The 14,033-nt window shown below is 63.9% G+C and carries 13 protein-coding genes and 1 tRNA gene; 6 read left to right on the forward strand and 8 right to left on the reverse strand.

The window, feature by feature from the left end:
• The first annotated feature begins 143 nt into the window (after positions 1–143).
• The 5 genes from BMY68_RS18425 to BMY68_RS18445 all read left to right on the forward strand — a co-directional run bounded on the left by BMY68_RS18425 (position 144) and on the right by BMY68_RS18445 (position 3,492).
• Entirely contained in the window at positions 144–1,028 is an 885-nt protein-coding gene (locus tag BMY68_RS18425; RefSeq protein WP_085530056.1) for an alpha/beta fold hydrolase, read from the forward strand.
• A gap of 202 nt (positions 1,029–1,230) precedes the next feature.
• Positions 1,231–1,304, forward strand: a tRNA-Gly gene (locus tag BMY68_RS18430).
• 445 nt (positions 1,305–1,749) lie between these two features.
• Positions 1,750–1,932 carry a type II toxin-antitoxin system HicA family toxin gene (locus BMY68_RS18435; protein WP_053259927.1) on the forward strand — a complete coding sequence of 61 codons (183 nt, stop codon included), beginning with the start codon at positions 1,750–1,752 and terminating at the stop codon, positions 1,930–1,932.
• Positions 1,933–1,964: 32 nt separating this feature from the next.
• Entirely contained in the window at positions 1,965–2,372 is a 408-nt protein-coding gene (locus tag BMY68_RS18440) for a type II toxin-antitoxin system HicB family antitoxin (protein ID WP_009042564.1), read from the forward strand.
• 205 nt (positions 2,373–2,577) lie between these two features.
• Complete coding sequence (locus tag BMY68_RS18445) at positions 2,578–3,492, forward strand: SGNH/GDSL hydrolase family protein (RefSeq protein ID WP_085530055.1); 915 nt, start codon at positions 2,578–2,580, stop codon at positions 3,490–3,492.
• Between the two features lie 33 nt (positions 3,493–3,525).
• On the opposite strand, the gene BMY68_RS18450 is transcribed toward BMY68_RS18445, so the two are convergent.
• Together BMY68_RS18450 and BMY68_RS18455 are read right to left on the reverse strand one after the other, a co-directional pair.
• A complete protein-coding gene (locus tag BMY68_RS18450; RefSeq protein WP_062823418.1) occupies positions 3,526–5,304 on the reverse strand; it encodes a sensor domain-containing phosphodiesterase in 1,779 nt (592 codons plus the stop codon).
• 237 nt (positions 5,305–5,541) lie between these two features.
• Positions 5,542–6,432 (reverse strand): LysR family transcriptional regulator, encoded by an 891-nt coding sequence (locus BMY68_RS18455; RefSeq protein WP_085530498.1) that lies wholly within the window; start codon positions 6,430–6,432, stop codon positions 5,542–5,544.
• A 102-nt stretch (positions 6,433–6,534) separates the two neighbouring features.
• Here BMY68_RS18455 and BMY68_RS18460 point away from each other — a divergent pair, with 102 nt between their 5' ends.
• Complete coding sequence (locus tag BMY68_RS18460; RefSeq protein WP_085530054.1) at positions 6,535–7,197, forward strand: NADPH-dependent F420 reductase; 663 nt, start codon at positions 6,535–6,537, stop codon at positions 7,195–7,197.
• Positions 7,198–7,287: 90 nt separating this feature from the next.
• Here BMY68_RS18460 and BMY68_RS18465 read toward each other — a convergent pair whose 3' ends face one another.
• From BMY68_RS18465 to BMY68_RS18490, 6 genes are all read right to left on the reverse strand, one after another.
• Positions 7,288–7,629 (reverse strand): YXWGXW repeat-containing protein, encoded by a 342-nt coding sequence (locus BMY68_RS18465; RefSeq protein ID WP_009042559.1) that lies wholly within the window; start codon positions 7,627–7,629, stop codon positions 7,288–7,290.
• A gap of 182 nt (positions 7,630–7,811) precedes the next feature.
• Positions 7,812–8,342 carry a GNAT family N-acetyltransferase gene (locus BMY68_RS18470; RefSeq protein ID WP_085530053.1) on the reverse strand — a complete coding sequence of 177 codons (531 nt, stop codon included), beginning with the start codon at positions 8,340–8,342 and terminating at the stop codon, positions 7,812–7,814.
• A 230-nt stretch (positions 8,343–8,572) separates the two neighbouring features.
• Entirely contained in the window at positions 8,573–9,589 is a 1,017-nt protein-coding gene (locus BMY68_RS18475; protein WP_085530052.1) for an Ldh family oxidoreductase, read from the reverse strand.
• A gap of 107 nt (positions 9,590–9,696) precedes the next feature.
• Positions 9,697–11,271, reverse strand: a complete 1,575-nt coding sequence (locus BMY68_RS18480; protein WP_085530051.1) for an aldehyde dehydrogenase (NADP(+)) — start codon at positions 11,269–11,271, stop codon at positions 9,697–9,699.
• A gap of 52 nt (positions 11,272–11,323) precedes the next feature.
• Positions 11,324–12,892: an APC family permease gene (locus BMY68_RS18485; RefSeq protein ID WP_085530050.1), complete on the reverse strand. Its 1,569-nt coding sequence runs from the start codon at positions 12,890–12,892 to the stop codon at positions 11,324–11,326.
• A 171-nt stretch (positions 12,893–13,063) separates the two neighbouring features.
• Positions 13,064–13,984: a dihydrodipicolinate synthase family protein gene (locus BMY68_RS18490; RefSeq protein WP_085530049.1), complete on the reverse strand. Its 921-nt coding sequence runs from the start codon at positions 13,982–13,984 to the stop codon at positions 13,064–13,066.
• Positions 13,985–14,033 lie beyond the last annotated feature (49 nt).

A 14,033-nucleotide genomic window follows, 5' to 3' on the forward strand; every position in this document is an offset into this window, starting at 1 on the left:
GCAAATTGCCCGCTTATAACAACACCCGTCGACCATCTGTTGCGGATCGACATGGGCTAAACAATTCCAGGCGTATGCCTACCTGTCACAAATCTCGTGCACCCTCGGTTGCGCGCATACCCGCTTGCCAGGAGTCTTATGACATGAGGCCAGAAATCGCTGTGCTGGATATACAAGGTCAGTATCGGGTTTACACGGAGTTCTATCGCGCAGATGCCGCAGAAAAGACCATCATTCTGGTCAACGGCTCAATGGCCACCACTGCGTCTTTTGCGCAGACCGTGAAGAACCTGTATCCGCAATTCAATGTGGTGCTCTACGACCAGCCCTACGCCGGCCGTTCGAAAGCCCACAACAGACACGAGAAAATGCTCACCAAGGAAGTCGAGGGGCTGATCCTGCTGGAGCTGATCGACCACTTCGCCGCCGAGCACGTGATGTCGTTCTCCTGGGGTGGCGCGCCGACGCTGCTCGCCCTGGCACAACGCCCGCGGCGCATTGAAAAGGCGGTGATCAGCTCGTTCTCGCCGGTGATCAACGAGCCGATGCGCGACTACCTCGAACGCGGTGTCGATTACCTCGGCAGCCTGGACGGCGACCGTGTCGGGCACCTGGTCAACGAGACCATCGGCAAGCACCTGCCGTCGCTGTTCAAGCGTTTCAACTATCGCCATGTCAGCACCCTGGCCGAGCATGAATATGGGCAGATGCACTTCCACATCAGCCATATCCTCAACAGCGACCGCCAGTGCTACCTGAAAGCGGCGAAGAACATCGAGGTACCGATGCTGTTCATGAACGGTGAATGGGACGAATACACCGCCGCCAATGACGCCCGGCTGTTCGGCAACCATGTCCGGCACTCGACGTTCAGCACCATCCAGGCCGCCGGGCACTTCCTCGACATGGAACACAAGGCCGCCTGCCGGGACAGCCGTAACGCGCTGATGGGGTTCCTCAAACCGACCCAGCACACCAGTCGTCCGCGCTATCACTACCTGCAGGACCACCATGCCCTGGCTATCTGAAGTGACGTCATCGCGAGCAACTCGTCCCCTGCCCCAGAAGCGAGCTTGCCCGCGATAGACCGCAAGCCGGTCTTCGCCCCGTCGCCGCGATGACGGCGTAGAAGCGTGCCTGCGTGCATTTCCCGCCGCTTCGCAAACACAGGCCCGGCAAAGAAAAACTTCAAATCCGCGCGCACTTCTGGTACAAAGTCAGCCGCTCCGAGCGGGTGTCGTATAATGGCATTACTCCAGCTTCCCAAGCTGATAACGAGGGTTCGATTCCCTTCACCCGCTCCACTTCATTCGAGTCCAGCGTCAGGCCCTGCCGACGAGGGATGCAGAAACAAAAAAACCGGTCCTCGAGTGACCGGTTTTTTTATGGGCGCTTTATCAACCTGCGGCCACGATGAACGAGCACGGAAATGGCAATAGCCCCGAATAGCCCCGTGCTGTCCTCCAGCGCCTCGACCGGGTTCGCTCATCTTCAAAGATGCTGACCAGGCCCGCTCATCTGTATTCCTGTCGACCCTCAACAAAATCAGCTTGGCCAGTACTTCGGCAGATATCGCGGTTCGAGAAGGATCCTGCAACACAGCCAGCGCTCTTATCCGCCGCGTTCCAAACTCGCTCTTTCTACACTTCAGCCTGCGGAGTTCCCCTGCCAACGACCGTCGGGCGGGCCAGGTATTGAACACATTTTTTTGGTAGGTATAGTAACCACCAAACATCACAAGGAGGTGATGTGGACAGTCGGTATTTGATCGGCCAAATCGTCGCAGACGGTTGGTATCTGGTCAGGGTCAGGGGCAGTCACCACCATTTCAAGCATCCCCATAAACCGGGGCTGGTGACCGTTCCCCATCCCAAAAAGGACCTGCTGAGAAAAACCGCCATCAGTATTCTGAAACAGGCGCTGCTCATGTGAAGGCGATTCACCGCGCCCTGGAGGTTCCGCACATGCTTTACCCGATTGCAATTTCAATGGGCGATGACGAACACGCCTGGGGGGTGGAAGTCCCCGATATTCCTGGCTGTTTCTCGGCCGGCGACGACCTCGACGACGCCATGGCCATGGCCCGCGAAGCCATCGAAGGGCACTTCGAGATTCTCGCTGAAGACGGTGCCCCCATCCCGCACGCCAACAAGGTCACCCTGCACGCGGCCAACCCCCGGTACGCAGGCTGCACCTGGGCGCTGATCGACATCGATGTCACCAAGTACCTGGGCAAGGCGCAGAAGCTCAACATCACCCTGCCCGGCTACTTGCTGAACCGCATCGACGAATACGTGCTGCATCACCCGGAAGCCAAGAGCCGCTCGGGTTTTCTCGCTTCGGCTGCACTGAAGGTATTGCAGCAAGACTGAACACGCCGCCCTGACCGAAAAACATGAGCGGCCAATGACGCTGTTGGTGGCCGCTCAACGCTGGACCGGCCGGGTGGAATTTAGTCGTACAGGTCGCCCACAGGCACGCGCGGACGAGTACGGCTAAGCCCAGGTCGCATCCGGCGCATCGGCAACGCTCGAAACTTCTACGATGAGCCCTCGCCTTTCACCGCAGAGACCGCCCATGCGCCAGATCCTGCTCGCTCCCTTGCTCGCACTTTCGTTGGCCGCCGGCAACTGCCTGGCCGCCCCGTCGTTCGATCGTCTCTACGCCTTCGGCGACAGCTATTCCGATAACGGCGCCAGCGACCGCTTGACCCGGGACATGCTCGCCCACCAGTTCAAGGACGCCCAGCAACTGCCCGGCGAGCTGTATTGGCAAGGCCGCTGGAGCAACGGCCCGACCGCCGTGGAAGTGCTTGCCAAAAGCCTGCGGTTGCCCCTAACCGACCACGCCGTTGGCGGCGCGAAAAGCGGCCAGAACAATTACTACGCCTGGATGACCGCGTACCGCGACACAGGAGTGAGCGGGCAGATCGACGACTACCTGGCCAACGCCAAAGGCCAGGCCGACCCTGGCGCGCTGTACTTCATCTTCATCAGCGCCAACGACTTTTTCGAGCATGCCGACTTCGGCCACAAGGAACCGATCGACGAACTGGCCGCCAGCAGCATCGCCCATATCCAGAATGCCGTCAGTCGCCTGGCCAAAGCCGGCGCCAGGCATTTCCTGGTGGTCGGCAGCACCGACCTGCGCCATGCCCCGGCGGTGGTGGCCAGCGGGCAGAGCGAACAGGCACAGCGCTATCAACAGATACTTGAACGGCAACTGCCGTCGCTGCTGGTGGCCGAGAGCAAAAAGCTCAATGTACAAATCACCTACTTCGACCACATCGCCTTCAGCGATCAGCTGCGCCGCCAGCCTGCCGAGCATGGCCTGGCCCAGCTCGACCGACCGTGCCAGCCGACCTATCCCGAGGTGAAGCCGGCGTGCGCCCATCCAGACGAATATTTCTATTGGGATGAATGGCACCCGACCCGCAAAGTCCATGCCCTGGCGGGCGAAGCCATGGCCAAGACCCTCGGCCCGGCCCGCTAAGGCACAGCCTCGCCGGCGAGCAGCAGGCCTGCCCTAGACGCAAAGCTGCAACGGAAACCGGTTCGCCCCGCTCCAGGCCAGGAAACGTTCCTGCAGCATCGGCCTGGCGAGGAAATAACCCTGGGCTTCATCGCAACCGAACGTGTAGAGCATCTGCAGGCATTTGAAACTCTCGATGCCCTCGGCCACAGTGCGATAACCCAGCTCGCGGGCCAGGCTGATGATCGAGCGGGTGATCTTCTGGTGCTGGGTGTTGCGCTCAAGGTCGGTGATCATCGACTTGTCGAGTTTCACCACGTTGGCCGGGATCTGGTGCAGGTAGGCGAAGTTGCTGTAGCCAGTGCCGAAATCATCGATGGCCACGTCCATGCCCAGGTCGCGAATGCGCGTCAATTGCGCCAGGACATTCGGGTTGGAACGCAGCCACTCGCCCTCGGTGATCTCCACTTCGAGCCGCCGTGGGTCGATGCCATGCAGCTCACAGGCGCGGCGGATCAGCTCGGCGATATCCTGGTCCTCGAAATCCTTGGGCGACAGGTTGATCGACAGCTTGCAGCTCTCGGGCAGGCCCCAGGTGCGCAACTTGCTCAACACCGTGTCGATGACCCAGCGGGTCACCTGATGAATCAGGCCGTTGCGCTCCATCACCGGAATGAACTCGGCGGGCGAGATCGGCCCCAGCCACGGATGTTCCCAGCGCAGCAAGGCTTCGGCACTGACCTGGGCTCCGTCGGGCAGGGCGAAGCGTGGCTGGAACATCAGGTAGATCTGGCCACTGCGCAAGGCGTCGTTGAGGTCCGAGGCCAGGTTGAACGCACGGCGCTGGGCATGATCGCGCTCGGCATCGTAATGCGCCCAGAAACTGCGCCCGGCCATGGCCAGCTCCAGGGCGAACATGGCCTTGCGTAAGGCATCGTCCACCGACTGGGTATCGATCTCGAACTCCACGGTTCCGGCGCAGACTGTGGGAATCATGGGAAACCCCAGCCCGGGCGGCTGGCGACGCAGGCGACTGACCAGCGCATCGAGCAGTCTATCGAGCCCCTCGGCCGGCGCCGGCAGCAGGAAGCCGAAGCGCTTGACCGACACGTGATAGACCCGCACATGCCGCCCCAGGTACTCCTGCAAACGCCGCGCGAGAAAACGGATGATGGTCTCGAAAGGCGCCAGCCCCAGGGCCAGGGTCAGTTCGTGGGCCACTTTCATGTCCAGGGCATCGATCAGCACCAGCACGCGCTGTTCGCCGATGTGGTGCTCGACCAGATCACGCAGGTCGCTCTGGAACTGCTCGCGATTGGCCAGGCCGCTGACCGGGTCGCGACGACGCTGGCGCTGGCGCTGCTCGACCTGCTCCATGACCATCGCTGCCATGTCCCGCAACTGCTGGCGTTCGACGATGCTCAGCTGCTGCTCGACCTTGTCGATGATGCACAGGCTGCCGATGGCATAACCGGACGCGGTCAACAGCGGCGCCCCGGCGTAAAAACGGATGCCCTGCTCACGGGTCACCAGCGGGTTGTCCTGGAAACGCGGATCGAGCGCCGCGTTGCGCACCTCCAGCACTTCGCGGCCTTGCACCGTGAAGGCGCAGAACGACTGGCTGATCGGTGTCTGCGGCTCATCGAAACCCACCCGCGACTTGAACCACTGACGATCACGGTCCACCAGGCTGATCAAGGCGGTAGGCACCTTGAAGTACTCGGCCGCCATGCGACAGATCCGGTCGAAATTCTCGCAACTGGCGGTGTCCAGCAACTCCAGGGCATGCAGGGCGGCCAGGCGCCGCTCCTCGGCGATCGCCTTATCGGGCATACACGACCTCGGGCCGGGACAACGCGATCATCACAATAAACAACCTATTCGCAGGGAGGCTGGAGGGGGAGCGACGGGGATGAAAGCGATAGTGGCATTAGGACATCCCGGCCACCAGAATGACTGACGGGCAGGCGCTTGCCAAACCCATCCGTCGGACGAACGGTATTGGTTACAAAAAAGCTTGGTTCTCAAGAGCTTCGGTCTAGAGCGCTTCGACGGTTTTCGACGTTGCTCTCAGGCGCCGAAACGAGCGATCGCCGCATCGACGAAGTGCCGAAGCTTGGCGGTCATCTGCCGGTCCGGCCGGTACAGCAGATGCATGGCGCGACTCGGCGCCTCATAGCCGGGTAGCAACTGCACCAACTCCCCCGCGGCCCGCGCCGGTTCGAGAAAATCCGCCGGCCCCAGGACAATGCCGAAGCCATCCACGGCCGCCGACAGCAAGGCCTTGCTCTCGTTGACCTGCAAGCGGCTGCGCACCTGAACCTCCTGCACCTGGCCATCGCGGCGGAACTGCCATTGGTTGTCCGCCGGCCGCGACCAGTAGGCGTACCCCAGGCACTCATGCTGTTCGAGATCGCCCGGTACCCGTGGCGTGCCCCGGGCCGCGAGGTAGGCAGGTGCCGCGCAGGCGATCAGGCGATAAGGCGCCAGCGGCCTGGCAGTCAGGCTGGAATCGGCCAGCGGCCCGATACGAAAGGCTGCTTCATAGCCCTCCTCCACCAGGTCGATGTAGCGATCGGTGAGGTGCAGGTCGATTTCCACCTGCGGATGCTCGCGCAAAAACGCCGTCACGAACGGTATGAGGCTGTAGGAACCGAAGGTCACCGGCGCGCTGATGCGCAGCTTGCCCCGGGGCGTGGCGTTCATGATCTGCGCCAGGGAATCGGCGGCCTGGGCCTCGCCGAGAATGTGCTTGCAGCGCTCGAGGTAGGCACTGCCCAGCTCGGTCAGGCTCTGCCGGCGCGTGGTGCGGTTGAGCAGGCGCGCGCCCAGCCGCTGCTCCAGCGCCGCGACATGCTTGGCGACCATCTGCGGCGACAGTCCCAGGCGGGTCGCCGCACGAGCGTAGGAACCGCTTTCGGCGGCCGCGACAAAGGCCTCCATGCTGGTCAGACGATCCATCATTCAACACTCCTAGTAACAAGACCAAATACCAGACGCTTATTTATCGCCATTTAGTGGCGAATCATCATAGCCGCTCGACCCTTTCAACGGAGCATGGACATGCGTATCGGCATTATCGGAGCAGGTTTTATCGGGCGCGCCGTGGCGCAACTGGCCCTGGCGGCGGGGCATGAAGTGATGCTCAGCAACTCCCGCGGCCCGCAGACCATGAGCAGCGTGGCCAGCGGCATTCGCGGCAGCCGCATCGGCAGCGTCGAAGACGCCGTGCAATTCGGCGAGCTGGTACTGGTGGCCATCCCCCTGGCCCATTACCGTAGCCTCCCCGCGGCCCTGCTGGCCGGCAAGACGGTGCTGGACGCCAATAACTATTACCCGTCCCGCGACGGTCATATCGAGGCCCTGGACCGCTTCGAAACCACCACCAGCCAACTGCTCGCCGAGCACCTCGAAGGCGCCAGGGTGGTGAAAGTGTTCAATGCCATCCTCGCCCAGGACCTGCTGACCGACGCCCGCCCCAGTGGCGCCCCTGATCGCCGGGCCCTGCCGATTGCCGGCGACGATCCGCAGGCCAAGGCGCAGGTCGTGCAGTTGCTCGACGAGCTGGGTTTCGACACGGTCGATGGCGGCGGCCTGGCGGACAGCTGGCGTTTCGAACGGGCCAAACCGGCCTACTGCATACCGCTGGATAAACCGGGGCTGCGCGCGGCCCTGGCGCAGGCGCAACGAGAAGTCGAACTGCCCGAAGGCTGGTGGCGCTCCTGACGCCAAGGCATGCAGCGTTCCGCGAGCGCAAAAAAAACGACCCGTTCGGGTCGTTTTCATAGGTTTGCCTGTGTGCCGGTTCGCCTTCGCTCAACTGGCCCAGCCACCCGCATGCAGGTGCCAGCCATCGCCGCGACGCTCCCAGAACGGGTGCACATAATGGTACCCGGGACGCAACGCCTCCCAGTGACCATGGACCGCCACATACTGTCGGCCATCCCAGTGCCAGTAAGCCCGGGACCAGACATAACCCGGGCGATGCATGGGCTCGACTTCGATGACCCGCACCGGCGGTGGTTGTGGTGCAACCACCTCGACGTATTCCACCGGCGCCGCGCGTTCGACCACCCGCCGCTCATGCACCACCCGTTCCTGCACACACCCGGAGGCCACTACGACCACCGCCACCAGAGCCGTGTAACGTAACAACATGCTGCCTCCCCGGCGCTTGACGCCGACGCGTGAACTACTGACAACGCCCCCTGCAACCACCCGGCTCCTGCCAGGCGTAAGACGTGTTTTAACAGCTCGAAACTGTCTGCTAGCTGAACCTGATAGCAGCAGGCAGATAGCGGCAGCAAGGTGGCGATAAACGGCCAGTCAGCGGCGGCAGATCAGCGTCCTCGGGCGTCGAAATCCGCCCGGGTCATCTCGAAAAACTTGCTCGGCAGGCCCTCGAACTCGCCATCGCGCACAAAACGAAAACCCAGCTTGCGCGCCACCCCCAGCGAGGCCTCGTTCAAGGCATGGGCATCGGCGACGATGCGCTCGACCCCGGCCCCGAGAAAAGCGTGCTCGACAATGCGCCCCGCCGCCTCGGACGCAACACCCCTGCCCCAAGCCCGGCGCACCAGGCGCCAGCCCATTTCCAGTTCCGGGCCGACAGCATCGTAGGGAATGAACGACACCCAGCCGAGAAACTCCTGCGGCGCGGACTTGGCAAAGATCGCCCAATAGCCGCAATGCTCACCAAAATCGCGCTCCATACGCGAACGCACGAAATCGCGATGCTCCTCGCCACCGTCCCAGGGGCCGGGAAGGTAACGGGTGACATGCGGATCGAGGTCCATGGCGATGCACGCCTCGAAGTGTTCGAGGGTGCGTGGGCGCAGCAACAGGTTGGGGGTTTCGAAGTGGTGGTTCATTAACTGGATATCCGTATTCGCCGAGGGTAAAAAACGCCGCAGTGAAAGTAGCAGGCTGGCGTCGGAATCGCTGGATATCCGTAGCAGAACTTCCCCCTGACACGCAGATACCTGTAGGAGCGAAGCTTGCTCGCGATAAAGTCGTCACAGGCGCCACTGCGTCCAGGCAGTTACCTCGTCTTGGAGGCCACCGACGCTATCGCGAGCAAGCTCGCTCCTACAGATCGCGGTTACTGCGCCAACAGCGCCTGGATATCGTTGAACAGCGCGCGGGGGATCTTTACACCGTGTTGCGTGCTACGGGCCCTGGCTTCGAAACGCCGCTGCGACGGCAGCCGCGCGCCCTGCCCCGTGATGGCCGCGAACAGTCCTTCGGCGCGTTCCAGCCCCTTCTCGTAGTCCTGCCCCAGAAACACCTGCGGATCGAACGCCAGGATCAGCTCGCCATGGCAAGGCGCGGCGCCGACGCCGGCGTCGAAGGCCATGGACTCGGCGCTGGTGAGGTCGCCGATCAGCGCGCCGGCCAGCAGTTCGATCATCGCCGCCAAGGCTGACCCCTTGTGCCCGCCGAAGGTTTGCATGGCGCCTTGCAGGGCCGCCCTGGCATCCGTGGTCGGTTGGCCCTGGGCATCGATAGCCCAGTGTTCGGGGATGGCTTTGCCTTGGCGCGCGTGCAATTCGATATCGCCGCGGGCGATGGCGCTGGTGGCGAAGTCGAACACGAACGGCTGGCCCGCCGGCCGTGGCCAGGCGAACGCCAGGGGGTTGGTGCCGAACACCGGCTTGCTGCCGCCGGCCGGCGCCACCCAGCTGTGGCTGGGGTTCATGGCGATGCCCACCAGTCCCTCGGCGGCGATGGCCTCGACCTCCGGCCACAGAGCGGAGAAGTGGAAGCACCGCTTGATCGCCATGGCCGCCAGCCCCTGGCTGCGGGCCTTTTCCGCCAGCAATGGCAAGCCGGTCTGGAACGCCAGCAGGGAATAACCGTAGTGCGCATCCACCTCCAGCACGCCCGCGGAGATAGGCCGCAGGCTCGGCTCGGCCAGCGGGTCGACCTTGCCCTCGCGCACGGAGCGCACACACCCCAGCAGGCGGTACACCCCGTGGGAATGGCACTCGTCGCGCTGGCCCTGGGTGATGACCTCGGCAATGGCCCGGGCATGGGCATTGGACAGGCCGTGGCGGGTCAGCACCTTGAGGGACAGGTCATGGACTTCGGCGAGGGGAAGAGTGACGAGATCGGACATGGGGCTTGTGCTCCGATAAAAACCGTGGGGGCCAGGAAACCCGGCCCTATGGGGTTGAGGGTGAGAACGCCGCAGGCCTGCGGCCTGATCGCAGCCTGCGGCAGCGGCTACAACAGGCGCTCGCCGTTGAGACGCTGTGGAACCTGCCAGGGGTTGTCGTTGCGCAAAGCCTGCGGCAGCAGTGCTGGCGGCCAGTCCTGGTACGACACCGGGCGCAGGAACCGCTGGATCGCCAGGCTGCCCACCGAGGTGGTGCGCGTGTCCGAGGTGGCGGGGAACGGCCCGCCATGGACCATGGCGTGGCCGACTTCGACCCCGGTGCCAAAACCGTTGACCAACAGGCGACCGGCCTTGCGCTCCAGCAGCGGCAGCAGTTCCCGGGCTTGCGGATGGTCGTTGTCGCTCAGGTGCAGGGCGATGGTCAGTTGGCCTTCCAGGCTCGCCAGCAGCGCTTTCATCTGCGCCGCATCGCTGCAGCGCACGATCAATGAGGCCGGACCGAAGACCTCCTCGCGCAGCGCAGCGCGGGCCATAAAGGCCTCGGCCGATGTGGCGAACAGCGCGGCACGGGCCTGATAACGCTGACCATCGGCGCCCTGCCCCAAGGACTCCACCTCGGCATGCCGCAGCAGCCGCTCGACGCCCTGGCAGTAGCTGGCGTGGATGCCTGGCGTCAGCATGGTCTGCGCCGGCGCCACCCTGAGCGCTGCCGCCGCCGCGGCTTCGAATGCGCGCAACGCCGGGCTGTCGACCGCCAGGAGCAAACCCGGGTTGGTGCAGAACTGCCCGGCACCCAGGGTCAGGGAACCGACAAAGGCCTGGGCAATTTCTTCGCCGCGCTCGGCCAGCGCATTGGCCAGCAGCAGTACCGGGTTGATCGAACTCATCTCGGCATAGACCGGGATCGGTTCCTCGCGGGCCGCGGCGATTTTCATCAACGCCACGCCGCCGCTGCGCGAACCGGTAAAGCCCACGGCCTTGATCCGACTGTCCGCCACCAGCCCCTGGCCGATGCCGCGGCCGGCATCGAACAGCAGCGAGAACACCCCTTCCGGCAACCCGTGGCTGTGCACCGCCTGCTGGATCGCCTGGCCTACCAGCTCCGAAGTGCCGGGGTGCGCCGAATGCGCCTTGACCACCACCGGGCAACCGGCGGCCAGTGCCGAGGCGGTGTCGCCGCCGGCCACGGAAAACGCCAGGGGAAAGTTCGAGGCGCCGAACACCGCCACCGGCCCGATGGCGATCTGGCGCAGGCGCAGATCCACCTTGGGCAAGGGTTGGCGCTCCGGCTGGGCCGGGTCGATGCGTGCCTCCAGGAAGCTGCCGTCGCGCACCACCGCCGCGAACAAACGCAGCTGGCCTACGGTGCGCCCGCGCTCGCCTTCCAGGCGGGCACGGGGCAGGCCGGTCTCGCTCATGCAGCGCTCGATCAGCTCATCACCGAGGGCGAGGATGTTGCCGGCGATGCTCTCCAGGAACGCCGCCCGTTGTTCCAGGCTGGTTTCCCGATAGCGGTCGAACGCCGCTTCGGCCAGGGCGCAGGCGTGCTCCAGGTCGTTCGGGCCGGCGCCACCAAAACCCGGCGCCAGAGCCTCGCCGGTAGCGGCGGCCAGCGCATGCACTTCGCCGTGGCCACCCCGCACGCGGGATTGGCCGATCAGCAGTTGTCCTGTTACAAGCATGGGTTACCTCTCTGAATAAATGGCGTGAGCTGAATGGATGCCTGGGCCGTGCTCATTCGTCTGCCCCTTCCAGCAGCAGCTTGCTGCCTGGCACCCCGGTGTTGGCTCCCCAGTAGTAAATGCACAGGGCCATGAGGGTGACGACCAGGGTGTCGTAGGGGTGAGTGAGCACGCCGATCCCACCGAAGCTGCCCAGGTAGGAAATGACCATGGTCAGGGCGTAAAAAGCGATCAGCCACAGGGACGAGCGCACCTGTTCGGTCAGGTTCAGGTGGTCGGTGGGCACCAGGCGCTTGCAGCCCAAGTAAATGAAGAACATCAGGATCTGCAGGCCCAGCAGCCAGGACACCGTGCTCCAGCCGGACCAGTAGACAATCAGCGCGGCGATGACAAAGGACACCGGCCCCAACAGGCCGAAGCCGCTGACCCGGAACGGCCGCGGCAGGTCCGGCGCACTCTTGCGCAGCGCCGCCACGCTGATCGGGGCGATCGCGTAACTCAGCACCAGGGCCGCCGACACCACATTGATCAGCGCTTCCCAGGACGGGAACGGCAAGGTCCAGAACACCGACAGGCCGAAGGTCAGCCACAGCGCCGGGCGCGGGATGCCGGACTGCTCGTCGATGCGGGTGAAGATCGTGAAGAAGGTGCCGGTCTTCGCCCAGCCGTACACCACCCGTGGCGTGGCGTTCATGTAGATGTTGCCGCAGCCGCTGGGGGAAATCACCGCGTCCGCCACCACCAGATAGGCCAGCCAGCCGACGCCCAGGGTCAGGGCGATGTCGCGGTACGGCAGGGAGAATTGCTTGCTGATGCTGCTCCAGCCGTTGGCCAGCATATCGGTGGGAATGCTGCCGAGGAACGCCAGTTGCAGCAGGCCGTAGATCAGGGTCGAGAGCAGGACCGAAAGAATCAGCGCGATGGGAATGGTGCGCTGCGGATTGCGCACTTCGCTGGCCACCGAAATGATCGGCGTCAGGCCCAGGTAGGCGAAGATGATGCCGCCGGCGGAGACCGCCATTTCGATGCCGGACAGCCCAAAGGGAGCAAAGCCCTGGACGTGGAAATTCTCTGGTTTGAAGAAGGTGAACAGCACGCCGATGACCAGCAGCGGTACCACGAACTTGAACAGGCTGATGAAGTTGTTGGACTTGGCGAAGGTCTTGACGCTGGAGTAGTTGAGCCAGAAGAACAGGCACAACAGGGCGAACTGTACCAGCCAGCCGAGAAGGGTCGGGTTGCTGTTGCCGGCATGGGTCAGGCCCGGAAACCAGGCCGCCGCGTATTGCCGCGCCGCCACCACTTCAATGGCCACCAGGCTGGAAAACGCGATCAACGTGATGAAGCCCATCAGGTAGCCCAGCAGCGGCCCGTGGGAGAACACCGGATAACGCACCACCCCGCCCGCTCGCGGCAGGGCCGCGCCCAGTTCGCAGTAGACGATGCCCAGCAGCAGGACGGCGAAACCGCCGAGCAGCCAGGAGAAGATCCCCGCCGGCCCGGCGATGGCCGAGACATGGCTGGCGGCGAACAACCAGCCGGAACCGAAGATCGCCCCCAGGCCGATGAAGGTGAGGTCAACCAGAGAGAGCTGTTTCTTGAATTTGCCTTGGCCTGACATAGGCGCGCCTTCTTATTGAGTTATTGGAGTAGGCAGATCGAATGTCGCGCCGGCCTCCTGCGAGCAGGCTGCCGACGGGGTGAAACACGGCACTGCGCGAGTGCCTGATGGTTCTTCTCGTGGACCAGGCCGCCCCGCGAGCCACTGCGCGGGGGCGGCCTGTCGGCTGGTTTACAGACCGACGTCCGGCAACTGCGGACGCTCGGCCAGGGCCTTGGCGACTATCGCCTTGACCTCGGCCAGGGTCTCGCCCTGCAGGGCCAGGCGCGGTGGGCGGGTGATCGAGGAGCCGCGACCGACCAGTTCCTCGCAGAGCTTGATGCACTGCACCAGGTCCGGACGCGCGTCCAGGTGCAGCAGCGGCATGAACCAGCGGTACAGCGCCAGGGCCTCTTCGAAGCGTTTTTCCTTGGCCAGGCGGAACAGCGTCTCGCCCTCTTTCGGGAAGGCGTTGGACATGCCGGAGACCCAGCCTTCGGCGCCGACGGCGATGCTTTCCACCACCACGTCATCCAGGCCGGCGAACAGCACGAAGCGGTCGCCCACGGCATTGCGCAGGTCGATGAAGCGCCGGGTGTCGCCGGAGGAGTCCTTGAAGCAAACGATGTTTTCGCAGTCCTGCAGGGCGATCAGCACGTCCGGGGTGACGTCGTTTTTGTAGATCGGCGGGTTGTTGTAGACCATCACCGGCAGGTCGGTGCCGGTGGCAATGGCACGAAAGTGCGCGGCGGTTTCATGGGACTTGGCCGAATACACCAGGGCCGGCATGACCATCACCCCGTCGACCCCGACCTTGGCCGCTTCGCGCACGGTGTTGCGGGCGAACTCGGTGGTGAACTCGGCGATCCCGGCGATCACCGGCACGCGGCCGCCGGCGGCGTCCTTGGCGACCTCGATCACCGAGAGTTTTTCCGCGGTGCTCAGCGAAGTGTTTTCGCCCACGGTGCCGCACACCACCAGGCCCGACACACCGTCGGCCACCAGGTTGCGCATGACGCTGTGGGTGGCGTCCAGGTCCAGGGAAAAGTCGGGTTTGAACTGGGTGCTGACGGCAGGGAACACACCGCTCCAGTGGATGGCTTTACGGCTCATGGTCTTGTCCTTGTAGGTTGAGTCGGCCGGGCCGACAGGCGTTGGAAAC

This window comes from Pseudomonas sp. NFACC41-3, from assembly GCF_900109505.1.
GTDB classification, from domain to species: Bacteria; Pseudomonadota; Gammaproteobacteria; order Pseudomonadales; family Pseudomonadaceae; genus Aquipseudomonas; species Aquipseudomonas chlororaphis.

Excerpts from the sequence above, each read along its gene's own strand:
- BMY68_RS18455 (WP_085530498.1), bottom strand. The coding sequence starts at position 6,432 with ATGGATCGTCTGACCAGCATGGAGGCCTTTGTCGCGGCCGCCGAAAGC.
- BMY68_RS18465 (WP_009042559.1), bottom strand. The coding sequence starts at position 7,629 with ATGTTGTTACGTTACACGGCTCTGGTGGCGGTGGTCGTAGTGGCCTCC.
- BMY68_RS18485 (WP_085530050.1), bottom strand. The coding sequence starts at position 12,892 with ATGTCAGGCCAAGGCAAATTCAAGAAACAGCTCTCTCTGGTTGACCTC.
- BMY68_RS18460 (WP_085530054.1), top strand. The coding sequence starts at position 6,535 with ATGCGTATCGGCATTATCGGAGCAGGTTTTATCGGGCGCGCCGTGGCG.
- BMY68_RS18440 (WP_009042564.1), top strand. The coding sequence starts at position 1,965 with ATGCTTTACCCGATTGCAATTTCAATGGGCGATGACGAACACGCCTGG.
- BMY68_RS18470 (WP_085530053.1), bottom strand. The coding sequence starts at position 8,342 with ATGAACCACCACTTCGAAACCCCCAACCTGTTGCTGCGCCCACGCACC.
- BMY68_RS18490 (WP_085530049.1), bottom strand. The coding sequence starts at position 13,984 with ATGAGCCGTAAAGCCATCCACTGGAGCGGTGTGTTCCCTGCCGTCAGC.
- BMY68_RS18475 (WP_085530052.1), bottom strand. The coding sequence starts at position 9,589 with ATGTCCGATCTCGTCACTCTTCCCCTCGCCGAAGTCCATGACCTGTCC.
- BMY68_RS18445 (WP_085530055.1), top strand. The coding sequence starts at position 2,578 with ATGCGCCAGATCCTGCTCGCTCCCTTGCTCGCACTTTCGTTGGCCGCC.
- BMY68_RS18425 (WP_085530056.1), top strand. The coding sequence starts at position 144 with ATGAGGCCAGAAATCGCTGTGCTGGATATACAAGGTCAGTATCGGGTT.
- BMY68_RS18480 (WP_085530051.1), bottom strand. The coding sequence starts at position 11,271 with ATGCTTGTAACAGGACAACTGCTGATCGGCCAATCCCGCGTGCGGGGT.
- BMY68_RS18450 (WP_062823418.1), bottom strand. The coding sequence starts at position 5,304 with ATGCCCGATAAGGCGATCGCCGAGGAGCGGCGCCTGGCCGCCCTGCAT.